We start from the raw sequence: 24609 nt of genomic DNA, 5'->3' as shown, positions 1-24609 counted from the left end.
ACGTTGAACCTTTAAAAAGTGCATGTTGATCATGCACTTTTATATCGTTAGTCCACTGTTGGGAAGACTATGATGTAATTTATTACACGGGTGGGCACGGCGTGATGTGGGGTTTTTTAAATAATGCCGATTAAAAACATTTTGATCATATGCTCTGTCTCTACCTACGGTATACAGAACATTTAAAAATATTAGATAGATGGTGGAAAACGTACTTGTTCAATCATAGAAAATTGTGAATACTCATGCCCGAAAATTTAGACTATAAGATTATCTTTCGGGGTTAGGCAATTACTGTGAAAACATATCCATTTACATTTTCTCGTTTACACAAAGCGTTACTGGCAGTTGGTTCATTTTCATGCCTAGGGCTAAGCTCAGTATTGGTACATGCTGAAGATGAAAATAAGGTATCCCAATTAGAAACAATCACAGTAAACGCCCAAGCAGCAGAAAGCGTATATTTTCAACCAAAGGTGAATTTATCTGGTTTTACTCAACAAAATATTGCTGAGATTCCTGCATCTATTCATGCAGTGACGGCTGAGCGAATTGCTGATCAACATGCGAAAACATTAACGGATGTTGTGAAAAACGATGCTGCGGTAGGTGATGGTTACGCCCCAATTGGCTATTACTCAAACTTTATGATGCGTGGTTTCGCACTGAACCTTGGTTCAAGCTACTTGCTCAATGGTAACTTACTTCGCGGTGAGCAAAATGTAGCACTTGAAAACAAAGAACAAGTCGAGATTTTAAAGGGTATAAGTGCCATTCAAAGTGGTATGTCAACACCTGCGGGTGTGGTTAATTATGTAAGCAAGCGCCCTAAAGACATCCGTTCAATGACCGTTGATGCAGATAGTCATGGCGGTAATCGTATCGCAGCGGACTTTGGTGGATTTTTAGATGAGCAGCAATTGGGTTATCGAATAAATTTGGCGCATGAGGAAATCCATCCGTATGTAGAACATGCCAATGGTAAACGCTTATTTGGTTCTTTAGCATTAGACTGGAATATATCAGATCGTTCAAAATTAGAACTTGATATCGAATCACAGCGTCAACGTCAGCGTTCAGTACCTAGTTATCAGTTGCTTGATGGTAAAACCGTACCTACTGGCGTAGAGTGGGATCGTTTACTTGGCTATCAAAGTTGGAGCCAACCTGTCATTAACCAAAGTTTAAACACAGGCTTAAAATATAATTACCAAATCAATAAAGATTGGTCAGCAAATCTAAGTGCTTCTCAAAGTCGTGTTGTGGTGGATGATTATTCAGCGTTTGCCTATACCTTTGATCAAAATGGTAACTATGATATTTATGACTTCCGCAGTCCTGATGACAGTTACCTGACCAATCAATTTAAAGCAGGCTTAAATGGTCAATTTAGTACAGGATTATGGCAACATAAGTTGAGTTTAGAATTATCACAAACTTATAAACGACATGCGCAATACGATGCGATTAACCAAGCTGTCGGTACAGGGAATATTTACACTGATACTGTGGACTTTGCTCCATCAGGCGCGGTTTTGGGCAATCACTACAAATCTTTAAACAGTCAGAAAACAGCATTAAATTTAATTGATCAAGTTGAATTTAATACAGCATGGTCAATTCTAGCAGGCGGAAAACTACTGCATTTAAATGAAGATGCTTATAATGCATCTGGTAATAATATTCGTGACACTAACTTTAATCGCTTTTTACCTCAATTTGCTGTGATGTATCAGCCTGGGGAAAAGACTCATATCTATGCTTCTTATGCCAAAGGATTAAGTGACAGCGGACAAGCACCGTGGTTTGCAAACAATCCTTCTGTGACATTAGCACCCAAACATTCAGCGCAATATGAATTGGGATTTAAGCAGCAGTGGCAAGATTTACTTTTTTCAGCTGCATTATTTGATTTAAAACAAGATAATCAACATACCAATACTTCAAATGATTTCGTAAAAGATGGTGAACAACATAACCTCGGCTTAGAACTTGGTCTACAAGGGCGTATTGGTCAAAACCTAGATATGACATCGACTTTAGCACTGACCCGTTCACGCTTAAGAGACATACAATCATCTGAATATGATGGTCATCAAACTCAAAATGTACCAACTGTACGTTTGGCGAGTTATATCTCATACCAAGTTCCCCAAGTTGAAGGATTACGTTTACTCGCTGGCATACAATACAGTAGCAGTAAATATGCCAATAAAATAGGCAGCGTAAAAGTTCCAAGCTACACAGTTTTTAATACTGGTGCAGCTTATAACTTTAAAGCTAATGGCTGTGAAAACACATTAAGATTCAATGTTGATAATCTATTTAATAAAAAATATTGGAGAGATGCGGGAAGCTTCTTTGGGGATGATTATTTGTTCCTAGGCGCTCCACGCACTGCACAATTTTCTTGGACGGTGAATTTTTAAATCCAATTCACTGATATGAATAAAGACGATCTGACTTAAAATTAGATCGTCTTTTTTACGAGATTCTGCTATTGGATTAATAAAATTCAAGTTTTTATATCGTTGTAAACAAAAAATAGAAACGAAACATTGTATGTCATCATCTAAAGAATAATTCCAAATTACAAAGACGCCCTTATAGCAATAATTCAATCAATATCCTGATAGTTTTTCAGCTCATGATGAAGCTCGTTCAGGTTAGAGCACTGAAACCCATAAAAACACACAACAATGAATTTTATTCATCTTTTGGTTAGATTAAATCATTTTTATTCATTTGATGATTCGAGTATAAATTACAACATAAAGAAGTTTACGGTTTATCGCAAAAATTAGGATACCAATCATCATGAGTAAAGAGTTTGCATGTTCAATTAAACGCATTCGTTTTGATGAAAACTATCAACCAGCGGATAGCACACGTCTAACGACTAATTTTGCCAACTTAGCACGCGGTGAAAGTCGAGAGCAGAATCTTCGTAATACACTTCGAATGATTAATAATCGTTTCAATGCTTTAGCACAAACTGATAATCCGAATGGTGACCGTTATTCACTTGAAATAGATATTATTTCTGCAGATTTAGATATTGAAGGTAATGGTAAAACTTTTCCAATCATTGAAATGCTGAAAAGCACCATTACCGATCACCATACCAATCAACGTATTGAAGGCATGATTGGCAATAGTTTCTCATCTTATGTACGTGATTATGATTTTAGTGTAGTACTGAAAGAACATAATAAAGAGAACTCAACTTCGTATGCACCCGAAGGTTTCGGTGATTTACACGGTAAGCTTTATCAATATTTAGTAAATTCAGATACTTTTAAGGCTGAATTTAATCAACAACCTGTCATTTGTTTAAGTGTTTCAACAGCGAGGACTTATCAGCGTACTGTTAATGAGCATCCAGTTTTAGGTGTTGAATATAAGCAAGATCAATACTCACGTACCGATGAGTATTTCCACAAAATGGGCTTACAGGTTCGCTTCTTCATGCCGAAAGGAAGTGTTGCGCCTTTAGCATTCTATTTTGCGGGTGATTTATTACGTGATTACACCGATTTTGAACTGATTAGCGCAATTAGCACGATGGAAACTTTCCAAAAGATCTACCGTCCTGAAATTTACAATGCAAATTCTTCAGCAGCACAAGTGTATCAAGCAAGTTTAGAGTATCCAGATTACTCATTAACACGAATCGTTTACGACCGTGTAGAGCGTGGTCAATTGGCAGTAAAACAAGGTAAATGGACGGAAGAAAACTTTATCAAACCTTATCAAAACATCCTTGAACAATGGGCTGCTAACTACACCGTACAAAGTAACGCTGCTTAATTTACCTGAAATAGAGATAGAAGATTTAAAATGGCAATTTTATTACCAACATCAACGGCTGGCAGCTTACCGAAACCTTCATGGCTTGCAGAACCTGAAAAACTTTGGTCACCTTGGAAATTAGAGGGTGAGGCATTAATCGAAGCGAAGCAAGATGCTCTGCGTTTATCTCTACAAGAACAGATCCATGCGGGAATTGATATTGTGAGCGATGGTGAGCAAACTCGCCAACATTTTGTCACCACATTTATCGAACATCTTGATGGTGTAGATTTTGAAAAGCGTGAAACAGTTCGTATCCGTAATCGTTATGATGCAAGTGTTCCATCTGTAGTCGGTGCAGTCTCTCGCCAAAAGCCAGTTTTCGTGGAAGATGCCAAGTTTTTACGTAGCCAAACAACACAACCAATCAAATGGGCGCTTCCAGGTCCAATGACTATGATTGACACGTTATATGATGGTCACTATAAAAGCCGTGAAAAACTGGCTTGGGAATTTGCCAAGATTCTTAATCAAGAAGCACTTGAATTAGAAGCTGCGGGTGTTGATATTATTCAATTTGACGAACCTGCATTTAATGTATTCTTTGATGAAGTGAATGATTGGGGTGTTGCAACCTTAGAAAGAGCGCTTGAAGGTCTTAAATGTGAGACTGCGGTTCATATTTGCTATGGCTATGGCATCAAAGCCAATACAGATTGGAAAAAGACTTTGGGTTCAGAGTGGCGTCAATACGAAGAAGCTTTCCCTAAGCTTCAAAAGTCTAAAATTGATATCGTTTCACTTGAATGCCAAAACTCTCGTGTACCAATGGATCTCATCGAACTGATCCGTGGTAAAAAAGTCATGGTTGGTGCGATTGATGTTGCAACCAATAATATTGAAACAGCGGATGAGGTTGCAGATACGCTACGCAAAGCGCTTCAGTTTGTGGATGCCGATAAACTTTATCCATCTACTAACTGTGGAATGGCGCCTTTATCTCGTGAAGTAGCACGCGGCAAGCTGAATGCCTTAAGTGCAGGTGCAGAAATTATCCGAAAAGAGCTCGCCGTTTAGTATTTAGCAATTAGGAAATATCGTTAGCAGCCCATTCAGTTTGAAATGATTTAGATGTGCAAATGTGACGCAAGTGTGTGTTAGGTCTTAATCTAAAGAAAAGCTACAGTTCAATTTAGGAATCAGATGATGATTGAAGCAAATGACTTTAGAAATGCGATGTCTTTACTGACAAGTGCAGTGAATGTGGTGACTACAGCGGGAGCATCTGGTCGTCATGGATTTACCGCATCTGCTGTATGTAGCGTTACGGATATACCTCCGACATTATTGGTGTGTATGAATACAGCATCTAGGTCACATGCACATTTTATTGAAAATGAAACTTTAACTGTGAATGTTCTAGGCGCGCAACATCAGCATATTTCCAATGTGTTTTCTTCTAAGTTGACGTCTGAAGAGCGGTTTAAACATGGAACTTGGACTAAATTAAAAACAGGTGCACCTGTTCTAGAGGATGCTCTTGTCAGTTTTGATTGTCAGATTGAACAAATTCAGGAAGTAGGAACACATACTATTTTTATTTGCCGTACAGTTGCTATTCAAAAAAGTCAGCATGAACATAGTCTGGTGTATTTTAATCGTGCTTATCACCAAGTAGGTGAGACTGAAGTTGCTTAAACCAACATTCGCTATTCATCTAATATTAACCTTCAATCAAGTAAGTATGTCGTGGAATTAATCATTTTTTTAGCTATAGGTGCATTAGCGGGATTCGCTGCTGGACTTTTTGGTGTAGGTGGTGGGCTGATCATTGTACCGCTTTTATATGTTGTCTTTACACAAATGGGCTATGATCCTGAAGTTGTGATGCATCTTGCTTTGGGTACTTCATTAGCCACGATTATTGTGACGTCTATCAGCTCATTAATGGCGCATAATAAAAATGGTGCAGTAATTTGGCCTGTATTCAAAAATCTGACTCCTGGTTTAGTCATTGGGTCATTTTTTGGTGCGGGTATTGCAGGATTACTATCAAGGGAACACTTGCAACTGATTATTGGTGTTTTTGTGATTTGGGTTGCATACCAAATGTTTATTGGAGCCAAAAAAGTAATAGATCAGAATAAAGTCCTTCCATCAACGACTAAACAGGTGTTCGCAGGTACAGGAATAGGCATAGCATCAGCAATTTTTGGTATTGGTGGAGGCAGTCTAACCGTACCTTATTTAAATCATCACGGTGTAGTCATGCAAAAAGCAGTTGGAACATCTGCTGCATGTGGCTTACCTATCGCAATCGCAGGTGCGCTAGGGTTTATGTTATTTGGTATGAAAGAACAAATAAATGTTCCGAATAGCATTGGTTTTGTTCATGTTTATGCATTTCTGGGTATCAGTGCGATGAGCTTTTTCACTGCAAAGCTAGGTGCCAAAGTGGCACATGCTTTATCACCTCAAATGTTAAAAAAATGCTTTGCTGTACTACTGTTGTTTGTCGGATGTTTTTTCCTGTTTAAAGGGATATTTTAGAATTAAGTGAATCTCTTTCTGGCTAATAAAAGCCCATCATGTATGGGCTTTTATGTACTAGAGTTTAATAGATTTATTTTTTAACCATTTGAAATATAAATAATTAACAAATTAAGAGTAGTCTATATTCGCCTTCATTTTCAATAGGTGCCCTATGAACACAAGGTAAAACGTGCTGCATTGGGTGATCAACTGCTAGACGCCAAAGATGTCCTAAACCTAAGTTTAAAGGTCTTGCATCAGGAAGCGGCTGGTAATGTAAATCGAAGAAATAATCTTGTAGAAAACTTTCAAACTCAGCTTCTGAGCCATGATGTAATTCTTTCAGTTTCTCTCTGATTTCGGGAATCAAAACTTTTTGCTTAACTTGATCGCTTGGCAAAATTTCACTTGCTGCGCCGTAATAAGTACATAAAAAAGTATCAGTTGGGATAGGGGAACGATCAACATGAAATGAATACACATCAGTTGAAATAAAATTTAACTCATCATCACGTTCGTAATTTTGAATTAAGTTAAGGGTAGGTGAAGCTCCGAAATCACTTAATAGCTGCATATCTTTTAAGATGATTTCTCTTGCTAAATGACCTTGTTCGGAAAGTTGCAATCCCAATAGGTCATCAATAGAAACTTCAGTGATATTTTCCTTTAGTTCAAGCTGTTTTACGATTTCTTGAAAATCTCCATTCAGGTTTCTATACCAACAAATCGCATTTCTATCTCCTTGAAAATTAGAACCGACAAGTTCGGAGAAACTAGAAACCATGCTAATTTGCTTGTGGTCAGAAAATGCATTCTTCATAAAAAGAAGTTTATCAAAAAGAAATTATGTTTAATGATACACAGTTCGATCACGTTAACAACGATAGGTTGAATCGTATTTTTCAAACATTTATCTTTTCATGCCTTATAACAATGAAATAAAGTGTTTTAAATAGATACTGAGAATGATACTTTCCATAGATCGTTATGAGCAAATTTATGCTCAAAAACTTACATAAAAAAGAATTTTGCGCAAATATATTCACAAATATAAAAAAATAGAGTATTTTTGAGAAAATAATTGCTCATTCATATCAATGAAAAAATTAACAATACAGGCGTTACTTGATCAAAGTTGGTTTGATATTGCTGAACTTACGCTATTAGAACCGAAACTAGGCTCAGCAAGTGCTAGTGAATTAGCTTACGAGTTGGAATACGCAATCCATAATTTGGATAAAAGAGATGAGCATGCCTGTAGTTTATCACTACCTATACAAATACTTATAAAACATGAATCTAAGTCATGGTTTGGTTTTTTAGATGATATTGTTCCATCTGGTGCTGCGCGCCGTTATTGGGTGAATTTTCTAGGTCTACAAAGACTAACGCATGCTGAGCAAGATAGTATTTTATTAGAAAAAGGTGGCATTGCACCCGTAGGCAACTTGAGAATTAAAGAAGCTCTGCCAGTAATCAATCCTGACTCCACTCTACATTTACGTTATTTTAGTCAAAGTGATGTTGCTGATCGAAATGTAGATTTTCTTGAATATGCACAGCAAATGGGGGCAATTAGTGGTGGTGCAACGGGAGCAGGTGGTGAAGCTCCAAAATTACTAATTCGTGCTACAAAAGATCAAAATATTTGGATTGATACTTATCAACAAAACTTTGATCAACCTGATCAACACTATCTAGTTAAATTTCCTCGGAATAATCGTGCTGAGATAGACTGTAATATTCTCAGAGCAGAATACTATTACTATCAAGAGCTTAAAGAGTTGGGATTCAATACCATTGAAACAACAGAAATGAAGCTGATTGAAGGTGAAAAATATCCATCTTTATGGCTGCCAAGATTTGATGTCGAATGGCACAATCAACAATGGCAACGTCATGGGCTTGAATCTGTTTATTCTGTATTAAATAAAGCTTCAGGTAGTCATCTCAATCATTTTGAGGTGATTGAGAATCTATGTAAGTTACTGATATCTATTGATTCCGAATTTGATTCGACACAATTCATTTGTGAATGGTTACAAAGGGACTTATTGAATATTATTTTTGGTAATTCTGATAATCATGGGCGAAATACTTCATTTCTAAAAAAATCTGGCAAAATTTCGCTTGCTCCAATTTATGATTTCGCTCCAATGAAAGCTGACCCAGAGGTTGTTACACGGTCAACAACTTGGGGAAGTCCTTATGAGGAAGGAGGAGAATATCGATGGGAGCAAATTACTCAAAAGCTAGCACATTTATGCGATCCGAATTTGTCTCTAACGACATTAAAATCTTTGGCAAGTAATCTTGTTGGGCTAAAACAAAGATTAATAGATAAAGGTGTACCAAAACAAATTGTGGAGATGCCAGCGCTTTCATTCGACTATGTTGAAGCTAAATTAGAAAGATGGGAACTATTATGAATATAAAAAATCAGACTCAAGATCGTCAGCAAGTTCTTATTGATCTATATATGCAGTACTTATTGAATGAAATAACATTAGGACAATTATTGGCGTATTTACGAAAAAACATTCTGAGTATGTCTCAGGAACAATATGCAAATTTAGTCGGCATAAGTCGCAGGACATTAACTGATATTGAGCAAGACAAAGGAAAACTTACTCAATCTGTTTTAGACAAGGTCTTTAAACCACTTGGATTGAAAGCAGGACTCGTACCAACTCATGAGCACATTGTGAGAAAGATTATTAAACCATCAGAATGAGATCAATGGTAAAGTTTAAGTCTATGTAACAAAGCTGTGTAGCCTAGATTAAAATGCTAAGGCTGGGGTTTTGATAGCTAAGATTTCTGTTTGGTTTTTTGGCGTAAGACGTACAAATATAAGCTTTCTACTTTTTCACGTGCCCATGGTGTGGTACGCAAGAATCGCAAAGATGATTTAACACTTGGATCTATGCAAAAACATCTAATTTCAATTTTACGACTTAAGCCTTCAAAGCCACCGTAGTAATCCAATAATTCATCCAAAATATCAGCAAGTTTTTTGCCATGTAGAGGGTCATTTGAGGCATTCATAATAAATAGATCAAAAATATTTTGGGGAGACCATCATTATAACCTGAGTGAGTTGAAATAGGTCAGCATTACGAAGCATAAGTATCATAGGATAGTCAGTAACGTGATGTATAATCTTAGATCATCACATTACTAAGCTATGACAACAAACAGTGTTGTGTAGACCACAGTCTTAGATATTCTATTTAACATAAAATTAAGTTATGCGTATATCCGATGTTCATAATAAAAAATGATATAGGTATTTTAATGTTATTTTATGCTTGTTTATTCTCTCAATTATCAGCACTGTTTTTTATCTTTGGTGTGACTACATTTGAACTATTATCAAATGAAAAAACGGGAACATTAAGTTCCCTTTCTTTTTGAGAAAAATTCGTAACTCGGTGAGTCCACGTCTTCTAATGGTGGACTCTACTGACAAATTTGTCATAAAACAGGAATTTTATTCGCGATTATTTTTTTGTTTCTACTTTTACCTGACCGTCTCTTGTTACTTCGATAATTCCTTCAATCAACGTTTGTCTAATAATTTCGTGGAATATTTCTGTATCACGTAATGGCTTATTTCCTGCTTTAACTAGGTCTCTATTTATCTTCAAAGCTGTTTCATTTAACGCCTGTTCTTCTTCATCAGTGAATCTAAATGTTTTAGCCATAACAACATTCCTTTTAAAAATGATTTGATTCTAAATGAATTTGTGATTTGTGCTTGTCTTTATATGTGATTTATGGTTTTATCTCCTGAAAATGATTTGTGAATTTGTGATTCATGATTGACCATATCTGTATAAATGCTCCGTTTGAAAGCTCGTTTTACTCTTTGAGTGAAGCGGGGGAGTATTTTTTTATAGATGTCGATCTCCACTCAATCGAGATTCCATTGGCTTCAAGATCAGTTCATAAAAACGATGATGGCTCAATTTCTGCTGCTGCGTTATTCCATCCTTATGAATCTGTACCAACTCATTACACTGGTATGGCTATGAAAGTGTTCTTCGACTCCAGCTATCCTCCTTATGTCCAGATCAAGGCATCACCCGCAAAGTTATTGCAAGGTCATAACGTCTTTGGTTCTGACAATTTGGAATCGGGTGCAATGGAGATGATCGGTTTTTTATTTGAAGCATATCCCACACTAGCCCGAATGCTTGATTTTAAACAAGCAACCGTTGCCCATATTGATGTTACTTATTCGGCTCGTTTACGTGATCAATCAACAGCAAAAAAAGTTCTAGATTTTTTAAGTAATGTCAGCAAAGGGCAAACACGTTTAAGTAACAAACGTTATGACAGTTCTGTTTATTGGGGTGGTCAGCATTCAAGATTGATCAATCATAAGTGCTACATGAAGCATGATGAATTTATGTCTCAATTCGAAGAATACAAAATGTTAGCCAAAAAGAATGATAAGGCTGCAATTCGAGTTGTTGACGTTATGTCAGATTCACGCTTGATCAACTGGACAGTTGGTCTATTGCGCTTTGAATCACGTATGAAAAAACGTTGGCTTGAACGCAATGGCATCCCTACAAACCTATTCGATTTAATCAACTTTCAGCGCGAAAATCCTGAAATCTTACAATCACTTTGGACTAAAGCTACTCATAGCATATTTGAAGCCCTGCGAGGTCAAACTATGAAACTTACTGACGATAAAAGTGTTTTGGAAGCGATCTCCTCTAGCAATGCTGTGATTACAAATAGTGGAAAAGTTTCACAAACACGCATCCGTAATATTTATGCAACTTTCTGTTTAGTACGAGAGCACGGCATAAAAAAACTTCAAGAAATGGTCGAAGACAAGATACTGCACGAACGTACTTATTTTAGACACATCAAAGATTTAACCGAATGTGGGTTTTCACTCGCATTTCTCCAAAACCTTCATGACGAGAAGGCATCAAACGTCATTCCGTTCATGAGACTTGTCGAAATCGACTTTTCTCAACAGTTGCCTGAGTGGTACGAGCCACCAGTCTCGCAATTCAATTACAAAATAGCTTAAGAGGTAAGCCATGAACACAGAACAAATGCCAATTATGACCGTTACAGGTATCCGCAAAGCTGCTGGAGACTTCGAAGATCAAAAGGGTAAAACAATCGAGTTCTCAAACACTGTTGTAACGGTTCTTCAACCGTATTCAGACCGTGAAAAAGAACAAGGCGCAATTGGTATGAAATCGACTGATTACAAGATTAAAGGCGCTCAATTCTTCAATGATTATATGCATCAGATTTTGCCTGCTAAAGCAAAAATGATTTTCCAATGGGATTTCACAGGCAAACAACCACGTGCAGTTTTACATGCGTTGAATTTCGATATTTCTGAAAACGAACAAGATGATGCAGCGTAATCGTCACCAGTACGGAACGGTACATTACAGCCGTTCCATTGGAATGCTAACTGCAAGTGATTTCAACAAGATCAACGAACATTTAGAGCAACAGTTACAGCAATTACAACAAACAGATTGCGCTGATCAAGCCATAACAGATTTAAAACTCTTGATTCAGAAAGTCAGTCATAACGTTGGATTAACACGATGAATATTGATGTTTTAGACGAAGACGGTGCAAGCAACATTGCACACCCTGAATATTTTGCAGAGCCAAAAACTGTCTACTGGGGTAATTCATATGCACCAAGTGTAGCTTATCCAAAAGACGAAACAAAACTAACACCTTTTAAATCTGTCACTTGTAGCTCATGCAATAACACATTTGGAAGCGTACAAGACTTTTACAAGCAACAACTTCACGAAGTTGGCTGTCAAAACATACGTTAAGGAATTCGAGTATGCAGATTTATTTCCTGCACTTTAACAAGTGCAAAGGATAAGAAATGACATATTTATTTTTATTTCTGTGTATGTCGGGAGTAATAGGCTTTTTAGCAGGCATATTGCTCGAAAAACGAAAACACAAACAAGATTAAGGAATTAAACGATGCAGATTGATGATTGCTCAGTAACAACCGTTATAGATGGCGTTAATTACTGCATTGTTTTACTGAATCAAAACTCGTGGGCTGATCAATTGAATAACTTGCCACCTGAAAAGGTTGCAGCACTTTTATCAGCAACGGCTTTGATCTGGTACGTAGCTGGAGCCATACGTACACATTTAAGACTACTCGGCTCAGACGACAAGGAGGCTTAATATGCCAAATAAAGACCAAAAAAAACCAATCACATTTGCCAAAAAAGCGTGGGGCATTGCTTCAACTGCAACGGGCGTAATGATTGCAACTTCATCAACTGCTTTTGCTGCTGAAACCACAATCGACTTAACAACAGGGCTTGCGGGCGTTGCTGTTATCGGTGGTTTGATGGCATCAGGAACGCTAAAAGCCCTCCCGACTTACACAGCTTGGGGCATTCGCAAAGCGTTATCAATGCTTCGCTAATAACTAAAAAAAAGGTGGCGGGGAGCGCACAACCGTACGCACCTCAGCCACCTTTTTTAATGGGGTAAAAAATGACTTTGTATACGATCGTAGTTGTCACTATGGCTCTTTGGATAGTGCTTTCGGGGGACTGATGAATAAACTCATAAAATATATATTTGCATTATTATCCTTCTTATTTATATCAATTAATGTTAATGCTGCAACATATACAATTTCACAAGTAGCCGGTTCACCCCAATTTAACTCAGCCGATCAAGCATGTGCTTATTTTAAAACACGATATGCTGCTGCTGTATCATACCAACTGACACACTCAGAAACTTGGTGCGAACTTTACGACTCATTTGAACGTTTAGCAATTGGCACAATTGTTAAAGATGAATCTTGTCCCACAACTGTACAAACACAAGCTATATCTGTCCCAGGTTGGACAAATTGGACAATCGAACAACAAGAGTCTTATTTAAACAAAGTTAAGGATACAACTGTTTGTTATAGCGGTTGTAAATATAAAAGCCCTAGTCTTGGTGGTAGTTCAGGTTCTGATCTAATGCATTTAACTTATGGTTCACCAGTCAAAGACGCTGCATGTCCTAATACGTCTGATAAACCGCCAACTATTCCACCTGACAACTCACCAACGCAAAGCACATGCAAAAACGCAAGTGGTTCAGATGCATACTGCACAAAACCGCCTAGTGGATGCCCAAGTGGATATTCACAAGGTTCATTCAATGGACAAACAATTTGTATTAAAAATTCACCTAACAATCCAAACCCTAATGACCCAAACAATGACCCCAAAGACCCTGATGACCCCAATTCAGGCGATCTAAAAGGTGTAATTGATGCAATTAATAACGCAAAAAATGAACTTAAATCAGCCATACAGTCACAAGCCAATCAAATTAGCTCGGCAATTCAAGAACAAACAACCGCATTAAAAGATTCTATAAATAATCAAACGAGTGCTATTAATACGACATTAAATAATGTTAAAGAATCTATTACTGGTTCTATTAATGCTGCAAAAGATTCTATTAATAGTTCTATTAATGCTGCAAAAGATTCTATTAATAGTTCTATTAATGCTACAAAAGATTCTATTAATAGTTCTATTAATGCTGCAAAAGACTCTATTAACTCATCAATTAAAAATGTCACTGATGCACTGGGAATTACTAATTCAAAACTTGGTGATTTAAATAAAACAAATACTGATATTAAAGAGAATACGAAAGAAACAAATAACAAGCTTGATGATTTACGTGCATCAAATCAGGCTACAAACACAAAACTTGATGATGTTAAAAAGCATTTGGATGATTCAAATAAAGTTCTTAGTGATATTAAAAAGAATGGTGAAGATACAAACAAAGCGATTAATGATTTAAAAACAAGTAACGATGGTATTAAAGATGCAATTGGTCAATCTAATTCTAAACTAGGTTCTATTGATGCTAATGGAAAAGAAACTAATTCAAAACTTGATGATATGAAAAAAGGTCAAGATGAGGGTAATGCACTACTTAAAGAAATTAAAGGGGTACTTTCAGCCATTAAGACAAAACTTGATGAAATGTCAGACTGGTTTAAAGAAGAAAACGATCTCCAAGATACTCCTTTAGAAACCACTGAAGAAGATATTACTCAGTATCAGCGAGAAGATTATTTTAGCTTTAGTGGTTCTTGTCCTTTCGGTTCATTCTCTGCATCAATACCGCTCGGAATTGGCTCTCTAAACTTCGGTCAAGATTTAACGTTCTTCTGTACATTTGCATCAGAAGCAAGACCTTACATCATCGGCTTGGGCTACCTGCTCGGTCTCATATATTTATTCCAATGGGTGAGGAACGGCAATGCTTAGAATCCTTGCGATACTAGCCGAATGGCTTTTAAAAAATGCAGTTCAAAAAATCTTACTGGGGGCAGGCTTAGGCATTGTTTCTTATTTAACTGTAGTTGCATCAGTTAAAGCAGCGTTTATGTCACTCGTTGGATCTGTCCATACGATGCCGACTGCAATCTTAGCAATCATGGGAATGCTTGGTTTAGATCATGTACTCGGTACTGTCGCAAGTGTTTCAGTATTTATTTTAACTCTAAGTTCTGGAAAATTAGCAATAAGGAAAATGTCATGACTAATTCTGTTGGTGGTGTATTTAAATTAACATGCGGTATGATTGGCGGTGGTAAATCATATAAAAATGTTAAAGATGCTGATGATGAATATAAACGTGGTACATATAAAAAAATATATTCAAACATTAGAAAACATGCAGAATTAGGTAATGGAATTTCTGAATTACCTGACGACTGGAGAGAATGCGAATCTGATTCTTTAATTATTATTGATGAGATTCAAAAACAAGAAAAGTTTAGTAAGTATTTCTCGTCAAGACGTAATGATGAAGTATCAGACTTATCTATGATTCGACATAGACGAATTGACATATGGATGATTTCACCTGATCCAGCAATGGTTAATTCAGATATTAGAAATCTAGTAAATGATTATGTTTATTTAGAATCAGCAGGGAAAAAAACTACTAAAGCATACTGCTTTACTAAGCCACATTTAAAAGTATCTAAATCAATCAAAAATCAGGCATACGATGAATTTATTTACACCATTGAAGATAAATACTGTGCGATGTACTGGAGTACTGAGGACGGCAAACCGAGCGGGCGTAATCACAAAACTAATATTAAGTTAATCAGCTTCGTTCTTAGTATTATATTTATTGCTTGCATCATTGGTGGTTTAACACTGTATCTTACAAAAGATACAAAAGATTCAGTCAATCAGTTATCAAAAGATGCAAAACAACAATCTAACGGTGTTTCATTTGATTTGCCCAATCTAGTCGAAAAAGTTGTTTCAGACGAAGAATGTCGAAAGGGTATCAATGTAAATCGTCCTGAATGTGTTGCTTACTACAATAAGTTGACGAAGAACAAGCAAAGTGTTCAGACTGTTCATTACGATCCGAGTAAACCATTCGAATCAACAGACAATATCAACAAAGATTTACAGTATGAAGTTACAGCAAAACCTGTCTTGTCAGGATGCACAAAACTAGGTGCTCGAATTGAGTGTTATACACAACAAGGAACGATCATACATGGCATGTCACAAGAGGATAAGCAAAGAATAATGGACGGTGATCGTCCGTTTAATTACTTTGCACAGAATAAAAATACAATTCAAAACGGTGCTTCAGCTCAAGCTACAAATACAAGTCTCAATCAAGTTACTGCAATGCAGCAGCAAGACAAGATGACTCCAGAGCAGTATTACAAGTATATTCAGTATCTCGATGATACAAATCAGGCGAATAATGTTATAGCTGAGACTCAAACGCTAACGTACTCAAGAGACATACATCATATTAATTAAGTAATCTGAGCTTTCTATTCAAAATGTTTTAGACGAACAATGAGCAGGCGAAAGATTCTATTTAATTAATTTATAAAGGAAAAATAGCGGAATGAACAAAAGAGAAATTTATAAAGGAAAAATAGCGGAATGAATGGAATCAATCAGCAAGGCTCACGAAATAAGCGCGCGCACTTTTCCCAACAAAATTTCTGAGCGTGTGCAGGGATTTGAAAAAGCGATTAAGTGATTTCGTAAACGTCTCTGATGTCCCTAAACAACTAAAAACAAAGATTAAAAAAACTATGGTTAAGTTCAGCATAGAGCTTGTGGATTGAGTTATTTCCTGTTGATTAAACCTGTTGAGAAGTCAACGTATAACAGCTTCATCGTTATGCGGACTTATCAATAGCGTTTATCAACAGATCAGAAATAACGTTGCGGAGCACAATCCACATGCTCGCTGAACTGCTTTTTAAGCTTTGTGTTGTTGGGTCATAGTTGAGAAACACAGCTTTGAAAAACCAAAAAGAGAAGAAAGCAGGAAAAGTGCGCGCGCTGATTTGGGGAAACCTGATTTATGCAATGAATGCAGCGGAAAGAGTGTTAAATTTAGATTGCAGTGAATGCAGCGGAAAGAGTGTTAAATTAATTAAATAGATGAATATGCAAGATAAATTTCTCGATTTTACTAATTTGGGAACAAGTCTCGCAAACTTGCGCATAATTTAAATAGCGCAAGTTGAGAAACGTTCGGATTATGCATAACTCTATGTTATGTTCATTGTGATACACTTGACAGCGATTCAGTTTAAGCTGTCCAGTGCGGTGCGATCTGACAGTGATAGAAGCGCACCGCCTTTAGGTATCGCATTTAACATAAAATTAAGTTATGCGTATATCCGATGTTCATAATAAAAAATGATATAGGTATTTTAATGTTATTTTATGCTTGTTTATTCTCTCAATTATCAGCACTGTTTTTTATCTTTGGTGTGACTACATTTGAACTATTATCAAATGAAAAAACGGGAACATTAAGTTCCCTTTCTTTTTGAGAAAAATTCGTAACTCGGTGAGTCCACGTCTTCTAATGGTGGACTCTACTGACAAATTTGTCATAAAACAGGAATTTTATTCGCGATTATTTTTTTGTTTCTACTTTTACCTGACCGTCTCTTGTTACTTCGATAATTCCTTCAATCAACGTTTGTCTAATAATTTCGTGGAATATTTCTGTATCACGTAATGGCTTATTTCCTGCTTTAACTAGGTCTCTATTTATCTTCAAAGCTGTTTCATTTAACGCCTGTTCTTCTTCATCAGTGAATCTAAATGTTTTAGCCATAACAACATTCCTTTTAAAAATGATTTGATTCTAAATGAATTTGTGATTTGTGCTTGTCTTTATATGTGATTTATGGTTTTATCTCCTGAAAATGATTTGTGAATTTGTGATTCATGATTGACCATATCTGTATAAATGCTCCGTTTGAAAGCTCGTTTTACTCTTTGAGTGAAGCGGGGGAGTATTTTTTTATAGATGTCGATCTCCACTCAATCGAGATTCCATTGGCTTCAAGATCAGTTCATAAAAACGATGATGGCTCAATTTCTGCTGCTGCGTTATTCCATCCTTATGAATCTGTACCAACTCATTACACTGGTATGGCTATGAAAGTGTTCTTCGACTCCAGCTATCCTCCTTATGTCCAGATCAAGGCATCACCCGCAAAGTTATTGCAAGGTCATAACGTCTTTGGTTCTGACAATTTGGAATCGGGTGCAATGGAGATGATCGGTTTTTTATTTGAAGCATATCCCACACTAGCCCGAATGCTTGATTTTAAACAAGCAACCGTTGCCCATATTGATGTTACTTATTCGGCTCGTTTACGTGATCAATCAACAGCAAAAAAAGTTCTAGATTTTTTAAGTAATGTCAGCAAAGGGCAAACACGTTTAAGTAACAAACGTTATGACAGTTCTGTTTATTGGGGTGGTCAGCATTCAAGATTGATCAATCATAAGTGCTACATGAAGCATGATGAATTTATGTCTCAATTCGAAGAATACAAAATGTTAGCCAAAAAGAATGATAAGGCTGCAATTCGAGTTGTTGACGTTATGTCAGATTCACGCTTGATCAACTGGACAGTTGGTCTATTGCGCTTTGAATCACGTATGAAAAAACGTTGGCTTGAACGCAATGGCATCCCTACAAACCTATTCGATTTAATCAACTTTCAGCGCGAAAATCCTGAAATCTTACAATCACTTTGGACTAAAGCTACTCATAGCATATTTGAAGCCCTGCGAGGTCAAACTATGAAACTTACTGACGATAAAAGTGTTTTGGAAGCGATCTCCTCTAGCAATGCTGTGATTACAAATAGTGGAAAAGTTTCACAAACACGCATCCGTAATATTTATGCAACTTTCTGTTTAGTACGAGAGCACGGCATAAAAAAACTTCAAGAAATGGTCGAAGACAAGATACTGCACGAACGTACTTATTTTAGACACATCAAAGATTTAACCGAATGTGGGTTTTCACTCGCATTTCTCCAAAACCTTCATGACGAGAAGGCATCAAACGTCATTCCGTTCATGAGACTTGTCGAAATCGACTTTTCTCAACAGTTGCCTGAGTGGTACGAGCCACCAGTCTCGCAATTCAATTACAAAATAGCTTAAGAGGTAAGCCATGAACACAGAACAAATGCCAATTATGACCGTTACAGGTATCCGCAAAGCTGCTGGAGACTTCGAAGATCAAAAGGGTAAAACAATCGAGTTCTCAAACACTGTTGTAACGGTTCTTCAACCGTATTCAGACCGTGAAAAAGAACAAGGCGCAATTGGTATGAAATCGACTGATTACAAGATTAAAGGCGCTCAATTCTTCAATGATTATATGCATCAGATTTTGCCTGCTAAAGCAAAAATGATTTTCCAATGGGATTTCACAGGCAAACAACCACGTGCAGTTTTACATGCGTTGAATTTCGATATTTCTGAAAACGAACAAGATGATGCAGCGTAATCGTCACCAGTACGGAACGGTACATTACAGCCGTTCCATTGGAATGCTAACTGCAAGTGATTTCAACAAGATCAACGAACATTTAGAGCAACAGTTACAGCAATTACAACAAACAGATTGCGCTGATCAAGCCATAACAGATTTAAAACTCTTGATTCAGAAAGTCAGTCATAACGTTGGATTAACACGATGAATATTGATGTTTTAGACGAAGACGGTGCAAGCAACATTGCACACCCTGAATATTTTGCAGAGCCAAAAACTGTCTACTGGGGTAATTCATATGCACCAAGTGTAGCTTATCCAAAAGACGAAACAAAACTAACACCTTTTAAATCTGTCACTTGTAGCTCATGCAATAACACATTTGGAAGCGTACAAGACTTTTACAAGCAACAACTTCACGAAGTTGGCTGTCAAAACATACGTTAAGGAATTCGAGTATGCAGATTTATTTCCTGCACTTTAACAAGTGCAAAGGATAAGAAATGACATATTTATTTTTATTTCTGTGTATGTCGGGAGTAATAGGCTTTTTAGCAGGCATATTGCTCGAAAAACGAAAACACAAACAAGATTAAGGAATTAAACGATGCAGATTGATGATTGCTCAGTAACAACCGTTATAGATGGCGTTAATTACTGCATTGTTTTACTGAATCAAAACTCGTGGGCTGATCAATTGAATAACTTGCCACCTGAAAAGGTTGCAGCACTTTTATCAGCAACGGCTTTGATCTGGTACGTAGCTGGAGCCATACGTACACATTTAAGACTACTCGGCTCAGACGACAAGGAGGCTTAATATGCCAAATAAAGACCAAAAAAAACCAATCACATTTGCCAAAAAAGCGTGGGGCATTGCTTCAACTGCAACGGGCGTAATGATTGCAACTTCATCAACTGCTTTTGCTGCTGAAACCACAATCGACTTAACAACAGGGCTTGCGGGCGTTGCTGTTATCGGTGGTTTGATGGCATCAGGAACGCTAAAAGCCCTCCCGACTTACACAGCTTGGGGCATTCGCAAAGCGTTATCAATGCTTCGCTAATAACTAAAAAAAAGGTGGCGGGGAGCGCACAACCGTACGCACCTCAGCCACCTTTTTTAATGGGGTAAAAAATGACTTTGTATACGATCGTAGTTGTCACTATGGCTCTTTGGATAGTGCTTTCGGGGGACTGATGAATAAACTCATAAAATATATATTTGCATTATTATCCTTCTTATTTATATCAATTAATGTTAATGCTGCAACATATACAATTTCACAAGTAGCCGGTTCACCCCAATTTAACTCAGCCGATCAAGCATGTGCTTATTTTAAAACACGATATGCTGCTGCTGTATCATACCAACTGACACACTCAGAAACTTGGTGCGAACTTTACGACTCATTTGAACGTTTAGCAATTGGCACAATTGTTAAAGATGAATCTTGTCCCACAACTGTACAAACACAAGCTATATCTGTCCCAGGTTGGACAAATTGGACAATCGAACAACAAGAGTCTTATTTAAACAAAGTTAAGGATACAACTGTTTGTTATAGCGGTTGTAAATATAAAAGCCCTAGTCTTGGTGGTAGTTCAGGTTCTGATCTAATGCATTTAACTTATGGTTCACCAGTCAAAGACGCTGCATGTCCTAATACGTCTGATAAACCGCCAACTATTCCACCTGACAACTCACCAACGCAAAGCACATGCAAAAACGCAAGTGGTTCAGATGCATACTGCACAAAACCGCCTAGTGGATGCCCAAGTGGATATTCACAAGGTTCATTCAATGGACAAACAATTTGTATTAAAAATTCACCTAACAATCCAAACCCTAATGACCCAAACAATGACCCCAAAGACCCTGATGACCCCAATTCAGGCGATCTAAAAGGTGTAATTGATGCAATTAATAACGCAAAAAATGAACTTAAATCAGCCATACAGTCACAAGCCAATCAAATTAGCTCGGCAATTCAAGAACAAACAACCGCATTAAAAGATTCTATAAATAATCAAACGAGTGCTATTAATACGACATTAAATAATGTTAAAGAATCTATTACTGGTTCTATTAATGCTGCAAAAGATTCTATTAATAGTTCTATTAATGCTGCAAAAGATTCTATTAATAGTTCTATTAATGCTACAAAAGATTCTATTAATAGTTCTATTAATGCTGCAAAAGACTCTATTAACTCATCAATTAAAAATGTCACTGATGCACTGGGAATTACTAATTCAAAACTTGGTGATTTAAATAAAACAAATACTGATATTAAAGAGAATACGAAAGAAACAAATAACAAGCTTGATGATTTACGTGCATCAAATCAGGCTACAAACACAAAACTTGATGATGTTAAAAAGCATTTGGATGATTCAAATAAAGTTCTTAGTGATATTAAAAAGAATGGTGAAGATACAAACAAAGCGATTAATGATTTAAAAACAAGTAACGATGGTATTAAAGATGCAATTGGTCAATCTAATTCTAAACTAGGTTCTATTGATGCTAATGGAAAAGAAACTAATTCAAAACTTGATGATATGAAAAAAGGTCAAGATGAGGGTAATGCACTACTTAAAGAAATTAAAGGGGTACTTTCAGCCATTAAGACAAAACTTGATGAAATGTCAGACTGGTTTAAAGAAGAAAACGATCTCCAAGATACTCCTTTAGAAACCACTGAAGAAGATATTACTCAGTATCAGCGAGAAGATTATTTTAGCTTTAGTGGTTCTTGTCCTTTCGGTTCATTCTCTGCATCAATACCGCTCGGAATTGGCTCTCTAAACTTCGGTCAAGATTTAACGTTCTTCTGTACATTTGCATCAGAAGCAAGACCTTACATCATCGGCTTGGGCTACCTGCTCGGTCTCATATATTTATTCCAATGGGTGAGGAACGGCAATGCTTAGAATCCTTGCGATACTAGCCGAATGGCTTTTAAAAAATGCAGTTCAAAAAATCTTACTGGGGGCAGGCTTAGGCATTGTTTCTTATTTAACTGTAGTTGCATCAGTTAAAGCAGCGTTTATGTCACTCGTTGGATCTGTCCATACGATGCCGACTGCAATCTTAGCAATCATGGGAATGCTTGGTTTAGATCATGTACTCGGTACTGTCGCAAGTGTTTCAGTATTTATTTTAACTCTAAGTTCTGGAAAATTAGCAATAAGGAAAATGTCATGACTAATTCTGTTGGTGGTGTATTTAAATTAACATGCGGTATGATTGGCGGTGGTAAATCATATAAAAATGTTAAAGATGCTGATGATGAATATAAACGTGGTACATATAAAAAAATATATTCAAACATTAGAAAACATGCAGAATTAGGTAATGGAATTTCTGAATTACCTGACGACTGGAGAGAATGCGAATCTGATTCTTTAATTATTATTGATGAGATTCAAAAACAAGAAAAGTTTAGTAAGTATTTCTCGTCAAGACGTAATGATGAAGTATCAGACTTATCTATGATTCGACATAGACGAATTGACATATGGATGATTTCACCTGATCCAGCAATGGTTAATTCAGATATTAGAAATCTAGTAAATGATTATGTTTATTTAGAATCAGCAGGGAAAAAAACTACTAAAGCATACTGCTTTACTAAGCCACATTTAAAAGTATCTAAATCAATCAAAAATCAGGCATACGATGAATTTATTTACACCATTGAAGATAAATACTGTGCGATGTACTGGAGTACTGAGGACGGCAAACCGAGCGGGCGTAATCACAAAACTAATATTAAGTTAATCAGCTTCGTTCTTAGTATTATATTTATTGCTTGCATCATTGGTGGTTTAACACTGTATCTTACAAAAGATACAAAAGATTCAGTCAATCAGTTATCAAAAGATGCAAAACAACAATCTAACGGTGTTTCATTTGATTTGCCCAATCTAGTCGAAAAAGTTGTTTCAGACGAAGAATGTCGAAAGGGTATCAATGTAAATCGTCCTGAATGTGTTGCTTACTACAATAAGTTGACGAAGAACAAGCAAAGTGTTCAGACTGTTCATTACGATCCGAGTAAACCATTCGAATCAACAGACAATATCAACAAAGATTTACAGTATGAAGTTACAGCAAAACCTGTCTTGTCAGGATGCACAAAACTAGGTGCTCGAATTGAGTGTTATACACAACAAGGAACGATCATACATGGCATGTCACAAGAGGATAAGCAAAGAATAATGGACGGTGATCGTCCGTTTAATTACTTTGCACAGAATAAAAATACAATTCAAAACGGTGCTTCAGCTCAAGCTACAAATACAAGTCTCAATCAAGTTACTGCAATGCAGCAGCAAGACAAGATGACTCCAGAGCAGTATTACAAGTATATTCAGTATCTCGATGATACAAATCAGGCGAATAATGTTATAGCTGAGACTCAAACGCTAACGTACTCAAGAGACATACATCATATTAATTAAGTAATCTGAGCTTTCTATTCAAAATGTTTTAGACGAACAATGAGCAGGCGAAAGATTCTATTTAATTAATTTATAAAGGAAAAATAGCGGAATGAACAAAAGAGAAATTTATAAAGGAAAAATAGCGGAATGAATGGAATCAATCAGCAAGGCTCACGAAATAAGCGCGCGCACTTTTCCCAACAAAATTTCTGAGCGTGTGCAGGGATTTGAAAAAGCGATTAAGTGATTTCGTAAACGTCTCTGATGTCCCTAAACAACTAAAAACAAAGATTAAAAAAACTATGGTTAAGTTCAGCATAGAGCTTGTGGATTGAGTTATTTCCTGTTGATTAAACCTGTTGAGAAGTCAACGTATAACAGCTTCATCGTTATGCGGACTTATCAATAGCGTTTATCAACAGATCAGAAATAACGTTGCGGAGCACAATCCACATGCTCGCTGAACTGCTTTTTAAGCTTTGTGTTGTTGGGTCATAGTTGAGAAACACAGCTTTGAAAAACCAAAAAGAGAAGAAAGCAGGAAAAGTGCGCGCGCTGATTTGGGGAAACCTGATTTATGCAATGAATGCAGCGGAAAGAGTGTTAAATTTAGATTGCAGTGAATGCAGCGGAAAGAGTGTTAAATTAATTAAATAGATGAATATGCAAGATAAATTTCTCGATTTTACTAATTTGGGAACAAGTCTCGCAAACTTGCGCATAATTTAAATAGCGCAAGTTGAGAAACGTTCGGATTATGCATAACTCTATGTTATGTTCATTGTGATACACTTGACAGCGATTCAGTTTAAGCTGTCCAGTGCGGTGCGATCTGACAGTGATAGAAGCGCACCGCCTTTAGGTATCGCATTTAACATAATATACATTATACGTAATTATGTATTGTTAAGTATTTGATTTGTAAAGGCTTTTTATATATTTGATCTGTCCGGATAAGTTTGT

General features: G+C 36.6%; 29 protein-coding genes and 1 pseudogene. 26 read left to right on the top strand and 4 right to left on the bottom strand.

Features of this window, described 5'->3' with window-relative positions; translation table 11 throughout:
- Nucleotides 1-59 precede the first annotated feature (59 nt).
- From M5121_RS15990 to M5121_RS09555, 6 genes and pseudogenes are all read left to right on the top strand, one after another.
- Nucleotides 60-131 (top strand): annotated as a pseudogene (locus tag M5121_RS15990) (type 1 glutamine amidotransferase domain-containing protein); the annotation flags it as partial.
- Nucleotides 132-296: 165 nt separating this feature from the next.
- A complete protein-coding gene (locus tag M5121_RS09575; RefSeq protein WP_249571040.1) occupies nucleotides 297-2429 on the top strand; it encodes a TonB-dependent siderophore receptor in 2133 nt (710 codons plus the stop codon).
- A 388-nt stretch (nucleotides 2430-2817) separates the two neighbouring features.
- Nucleotides 2818-3810 carry a DUF1852 domain-containing protein gene (locus M5121_RS09570; RefSeq protein ID WP_087535784.1) on the top strand — a complete coding sequence of 331 codons (993 nt, stop codon included), beginning with the start codon at nucleotides 2818-2820 and terminating at the stop codon, nucleotides 3808-3810.
- A 30-nt stretch (nucleotides 3811-3840) separates the two neighbouring features.
- Nucleotides 3841-4869, top strand: a complete 1029-nt coding sequence (locus M5121_RS09565; protein WP_005160145.1) for a methionine synthase — start codon at nucleotides 3841-3843, stop codon at nucleotides 4867-4869.
- 129 nt (nucleotides 4870-4998) lie between these two features.
- Nucleotides 4999-5490 carry a flavin reductase gene (locus M5121_RS09560; RefSeq protein WP_208728207.1) on the top strand — a complete coding sequence of 164 codons (492 nt, stop codon included), beginning with the start codon at nucleotides 4999-5001 and terminating at the stop codon, nucleotides 5488-5490.
- 51 nt (nucleotides 5491-5541) lie between these two features.
- On the top strand, nucleotides 5542-6342 hold the full coding sequence (locus M5121_RS09555) for a sulfite exporter TauE/SafE family protein (RefSeq protein ID WP_208727795.1): 801 nt from the start codon (nucleotides 5542-5544) through the stop codon (nucleotides 6340-6342).
- Nucleotides 6343-6445: 103 nt separating this feature from the next.
- Here M5121_RS09555 and M5121_RS09550 read toward each other — a convergent pair whose 3' ends face one another.
- Nucleotides 6446-7144: a DUF1826 domain-containing protein gene (locus M5121_RS09550; RefSeq protein ID WP_249571039.1), complete on the bottom strand. Its 699-nt coding sequence runs from the start codon at nucleotides 7142-7144 to the stop codon at nucleotides 6446-6448.
- 277 nt (nucleotides 7145-7421) lie between these two features.
- On the opposite strand from M5121_RS09550, the gene M5121_RS09545 reads away from it, so the two are divergent.
- Entirely contained in the window at nucleotides 7422-8753 is a 1332-nt protein-coding gene (locus M5121_RS09545; RefSeq protein WP_249571038.1) for a type II toxin-antitoxin system HipA family toxin, read from the top strand.
- On the top strand, nucleotides 8750-9058 hold the full coding sequence (locus tag M5121_RS09540) for a helix-turn-helix domain-containing protein (RefSeq protein ID WP_249571037.1): 309 nt from the start codon (nucleotides 8750-8752) through the stop codon (nucleotides 9056-9058). Before M5121_RS09545 ends, M5121_RS09540 begins: the two co-directional genes overlap by 4 nt.
- Before the next feature lie 77 nt (nucleotides 9059-9135).
- On the opposite strand, the gene M5121_RS09535 is transcribed toward M5121_RS09540, so the two are convergent.
- Both M5121_RS09535 and M5121_RS09530 read right to left on the bottom strand, forming a co-directional pair.
- Nucleotides 9136-9372: a VF530 family protein gene (locus tag M5121_RS09535; RefSeq protein WP_231765221.1), complete on the bottom strand. Its 237-nt coding sequence runs from the start codon at nucleotides 9370-9372 to the stop codon at nucleotides 9136-9138.
- A 455-nt stretch (nucleotides 9373-9827) separates the two neighbouring features.
- Nucleotides 9828-10031: a hypothetical protein gene (locus tag M5121_RS09530; protein ID WP_249571036.1), complete on the bottom strand. Its 204-nt coding sequence runs from the start codon at nucleotides 10029-10031 to the stop codon at nucleotides 9828-9830.
- A 113-nt stretch (nucleotides 10032-10144) separates the two neighbouring features.
- Between M5121_RS09530 and M5121_RS09525 the strand changes: the two genes are divergently transcribed.
- The 9 genes from M5121_RS09525 to M5121_RS09485 all read left to right on the top strand — a co-directional run bounded on the left by M5121_RS09525 (nucleotide 10145) and on the right by M5121_RS09485 (nucleotide 16184).
- Nucleotides 10145-11380 (top strand): phage/plasmid replication protein, II/X family, encoded by a 1236-nt coding sequence (locus M5121_RS09525; protein WP_249571035.1) that lies wholly within the window; start codon nucleotides 10145-10147, stop codon nucleotides 11378-11380.
- 10 nt (nucleotides 11381-11390) lie between these two features.
- A complete protein-coding gene (locus tag M5121_RS09520; RefSeq protein WP_249571034.1) occupies nucleotides 11391-11729 on the top strand; it encodes a hypothetical protein in 339 nt (112 codons plus the stop codon).
- Nucleotides 11716-11922, top strand: coding sequence for a hypothetical protein (locus M5121_RS09515; RefSeq protein WP_249571033.1), 207 nt, complete (start codon nucleotides 11716-11718; stop codon nucleotides 11920-11922). The genes M5121_RS09520 and M5121_RS09515 overlap by 14 nt, the downstream gene beginning before the upstream one ends.
- A complete protein-coding gene (locus tag M5121_RS09510) occupies nucleotides 11919-12161 on the top strand; it encodes a hypothetical protein (protein WP_249571032.1) in 243 nt (80 codons plus the stop codon). The genes M5121_RS09515 and M5121_RS09510 overlap by 4 nt, the downstream gene beginning before the upstream one ends.
- A gap of 160 nt (nucleotides 12162-12321) precedes the next feature.
- Nucleotides 12322-12534: a hypothetical protein gene (locus tag M5121_RS09505; RefSeq protein ID WP_249571031.1), complete on the top strand. Its 213-nt coding sequence runs from the start codon at nucleotides 12322-12324 to the stop codon at nucleotides 12532-12534.
- A gap of 1 nt (nucleotide 12535) precedes the next feature.
- Complete coding sequence (locus M5121_RS09500) at nucleotides 12536-12781, top strand: hypothetical protein (RefSeq protein ID WP_249571030.1); 246 nt, start codon at nucleotides 12536-12538, stop codon at nucleotides 12779-12781.
- A gap of 133 nt (nucleotides 12782-12914) precedes the next feature.
- Nucleotides 12915-14651 (top strand): coiled-coil domain-containing protein, encoded by a 1737-nt coding sequence (locus tag M5121_RS09495; RefSeq protein WP_249571029.1) that lies wholly within the window; start codon nucleotides 12915-12917, stop codon nucleotides 14649-14651.
- Nucleotides 14644-14925: a DUF2523 family protein gene (locus M5121_RS09490; protein ID WP_249571028.1), complete on the top strand. Its 282-nt coding sequence runs from the start codon at nucleotides 14644-14646 to the stop codon at nucleotides 14923-14925. The genes M5121_RS09495 and M5121_RS09490 overlap by 8 nt, the downstream gene beginning before the upstream one ends.
- Complete coding sequence (locus M5121_RS09485; RefSeq protein WP_249571027.1) at nucleotides 14922-16184, top strand: zonular occludens toxin domain-containing protein; 1263 nt, start codon at nucleotides 14922-14924, stop codon at nucleotides 16182-16184. Before M5121_RS09490 ends, M5121_RS09485 begins: the two co-directional genes overlap by 4 nt.
- A 1123-nt stretch (nucleotides 16185-17307) precedes the next feature.
- Here M5121_RS09485 and M5121_RS09480 read toward each other — a convergent pair.
- Nucleotides 17308-17511, bottom strand: a complete 204-nt coding sequence (locus M5121_RS09480) for a hypothetical protein (protein WP_249571036.1) — start codon at nucleotides 17509-17511, stop codon at nucleotides 17308-17310.
- A gap of 113 nt (nucleotides 17512-17624) precedes the next feature.
- Between M5121_RS09480 and M5121_RS09475 the strand changes: the two genes are divergently transcribed.
- The 9 genes from M5121_RS09475 (at nucleotide 17625) to M5121_RS09435 (ending at nucleotide 23664) form a co-directional block, all read left to right on the top strand.
- Nucleotides 17625-18860: a phage/plasmid replication protein, II/X family gene (locus tag M5121_RS09475; protein ID WP_249571035.1), complete on the top strand. Its 1236-nt coding sequence runs from the start codon at nucleotides 17625-17627 to the stop codon at nucleotides 18858-18860.
- A 10-nt stretch (nucleotides 18861-18870) separates the two neighbouring features.
- Nucleotides 18871-19209 carry a hypothetical protein gene (locus tag M5121_RS09470; RefSeq protein ID WP_249571034.1) on the top strand — a complete coding sequence of 113 codons (339 nt, stop codon included), beginning with the start codon at nucleotides 18871-18873 and terminating at the stop codon, nucleotides 19207-19209.
- Nucleotides 19196-19402, top strand: coding sequence for a hypothetical protein (locus M5121_RS09465; protein ID WP_249571033.1), 207 nt, complete (start codon nucleotides 19196-19198; stop codon nucleotides 19400-19402). The genes M5121_RS09470 and M5121_RS09465 overlap by 14 nt, the downstream gene beginning before the upstream one ends.
- Entirely contained in the window at nucleotides 19399-19641 is a 243-nt protein-coding gene (locus tag M5121_RS09460; protein WP_249571032.1) for a hypothetical protein, read from the top strand. The genes M5121_RS09465 and M5121_RS09460 overlap by 4 nt, the downstream gene beginning before the upstream one ends.
- Nucleotides 19642-19801: 160 nt before the next feature.
- Nucleotides 19802-20014 carry a hypothetical protein gene (locus M5121_RS09455; RefSeq protein ID WP_249571031.1) on the top strand — a complete coding sequence of 71 codons (213 nt, stop codon included), beginning with the start codon at nucleotides 19802-19804 and terminating at the stop codon, nucleotides 20012-20014.
- 1 nt (nucleotide 20015) lies between these two features.
- Nucleotides 20016-20261, top strand: a complete 246-nt coding sequence (locus M5121_RS09450; protein WP_249571030.1) for a hypothetical protein — start codon at nucleotides 20016-20018, stop codon at nucleotides 20259-20261.
- Between the two features lie 133 nt (nucleotides 20262-20394).
- On the top strand, nucleotides 20395-22131 hold the full coding sequence (locus tag M5121_RS09445) for a coiled-coil domain-containing protein (RefSeq protein ID WP_249571029.1): 1737 nt from the start codon (nucleotides 20395-20397) through the stop codon (nucleotides 22129-22131).
- Nucleotides 22124-22405, top strand: a complete 282-nt coding sequence (locus M5121_RS09440; protein ID WP_249571028.1) for a DUF2523 family protein — start codon at nucleotides 22124-22126, stop codon at nucleotides 22403-22405. Before M5121_RS09445 ends, M5121_RS09440 begins: the two co-directional genes overlap by 8 nt.
- Entirely contained in the window at nucleotides 22402-23664 is a 1263-nt protein-coding gene (locus M5121_RS09435) for a zonular occludens toxin domain-containing protein (protein ID WP_249571027.1), read from the top strand. The genes M5121_RS09440 and M5121_RS09435 overlap by 4 nt, the downstream gene beginning before the upstream one ends.
- The last annotated feature ends 945 nt before the right edge of the window (nucleotides 23665-24609 follow it).

It is taken from the genome of Acinetobacter sp. ANC5681, from assembly GCF_023488045.1.
Taxonomy (GTDB): Bacteria; Pseudomonadota; Gammaproteobacteria; order Pseudomonadales; family Moraxellaceae; genus Acinetobacter.
Note: the sequence above shows the minus strand (reverse complement) of the source record. Positions and strands in the feature narration are given on the sequence as shown.

Coding starts and splice junctions, on each gene's coding strand:
- M5121_RS09445 (WP_249571029.1), top strand. CDS start 20,395: ATGAATAAACTCATAAAATATATATTTGCATTATTATCCTTCTTATTT.
- M5121_RS09480 (WP_249571036.1), bottom strand. CDS start 17,511: ATGGCTAAAACATTTAGATTCACTGATGAAGAAGAACAGGCGTTAAAT.
- M5121_RS09455 (WP_249571031.1), top strand. CDS start 19,802: ATGCAGATTGATGATTGCTCAGTAACAACCGTTATAGATGGCGTTAAT.
- M5121_RS09465 (WP_249571033.1), top strand. CDS start 19,196: ATGATGCAGCGTAATCGTCACCAGTACGGAACGGTACATTACAGCCGT.
- M5121_RS09535 (WP_231765221.1), bottom strand. CDS start 9,372: ATGAATGCCTCAAATGACCCTCTACATGGCAAAAAACTTGCTGATATT.
- M5121_RS09505 (WP_249571031.1), top strand. CDS start 12,322: ATGCAGATTGATGATTGCTCAGTAACAACCGTTATAGATGGCGTTAAT.
- M5121_RS09490 (WP_249571028.1), top strand. CDS start 14,644: ATGCTTAGAATCCTTGCGATACTAGCCGAATGGCTTTTAAAAAATGCA.
- M5121_RS09550 (WP_249571039.1), bottom strand. CDS start 7,144: ATGAAGAATGCATTTTCTGACCACAAGCAAATTAGCATGGTTTCTAGT.
- M5121_RS09510 (WP_249571032.1), top strand. CDS start 11,919: ATGAATATTGATGTTTTAGACGAAGACGGTGCAAGCAACATTGCACAC.
- M5121_RS09470 (WP_249571034.1), top strand. CDS start 18,871: ATGAACACAGAACAAATGCCAATTATGACCGTTACAGGTATCCGCAAA.
- M5121_RS09500 (WP_249571030.1), top strand. CDS start 12,536: ATGCCAAATAAAGACCAAAAAAAACCAATCACATTTGCCAAAAAAGCG.
- M5121_RS09495 (WP_249571029.1), top strand. CDS start 12,915: ATGAATAAACTCATAAAATATATATTTGCATTATTATCCTTCTTATTT.
- M5121_RS09440 (WP_249571028.1), top strand. CDS start 22,124: ATGCTTAGAATCCTTGCGATACTAGCCGAATGGCTTTTAAAAAATGCA.
- M5121_RS09435 (WP_249571027.1), top strand. CDS start 22,402: ATGACTAATTCTGTTGGTGGTGTATTTAAATTAACATGCGGTATGATT.
- M5121_RS09475 (WP_249571035.1), top strand. CDS start 17,625: ATGATTGACCATATCTGTATAAATGCTCCGTTTGAAAGCTCGTTTTAC.
- M5121_RS09520 (WP_249571034.1), top strand. CDS start 11,391: ATGAACACAGAACAAATGCCAATTATGACCGTTACAGGTATCCGCAAA.
- M5121_RS09515 (WP_249571033.1), top strand. CDS start 11,716: ATGATGCAGCGTAATCGTCACCAGTACGGAACGGTACATTACAGCCGT.
- M5121_RS09450 (WP_249571030.1), top strand. CDS start 20,016: ATGCCAAATAAAGACCAAAAAAAACCAATCACATTTGCCAAAAAAGCG.
- M5121_RS09485 (WP_249571027.1), top strand. CDS start 14,922: ATGACTAATTCTGTTGGTGGTGTATTTAAATTAACATGCGGTATGATT.
- M5121_RS09560 (WP_208728207.1), top strand. CDS start 4,999: ATGATTGAAGCAAATGACTTTAGAAATGCGATGTCTTTACTGACAAGT.
- M5121_RS09540 (WP_249571037.1), top strand. CDS start 8,750: ATGAATATAAAAAATCAGACTCAAGATCGTCAGCAAGTTCTTATTGAT.
- M5121_RS09570 (WP_087535784.1), top strand. CDS start 2,818: ATGAGTAAAGAGTTTGCATGTTCAATTAAACGCATTCGTTTTGATGAA.
- M5121_RS09460 (WP_249571032.1), top strand. CDS start 19,399: ATGAATATTGATGTTTTAGACGAAGACGGTGCAAGCAACATTGCACAC.
- M5121_RS09525 (WP_249571035.1), top strand. CDS start 10,145: ATGATTGACCATATCTGTATAAATGCTCCGTTTGAAAGCTCGTTTTAC.
- M5121_RS09530 (WP_249571036.1), bottom strand. CDS start 10,031: ATGGCTAAAACATTTAGATTCACTGATGAAGAAGAACAGGCGTTAAAT.
- M5121_RS09545 (WP_249571038.1), top strand. CDS start 7,422: ATGAAAAAATTAACAATACAGGCGTTACTTGATCAAAGTTGGTTTGAT.
- M5121_RS09565 (WP_005160145.1), top strand. CDS start 3,841: ATGGCAATTTTATTACCAACATCAACGGCTGGCAGCTTACCGAAACCT.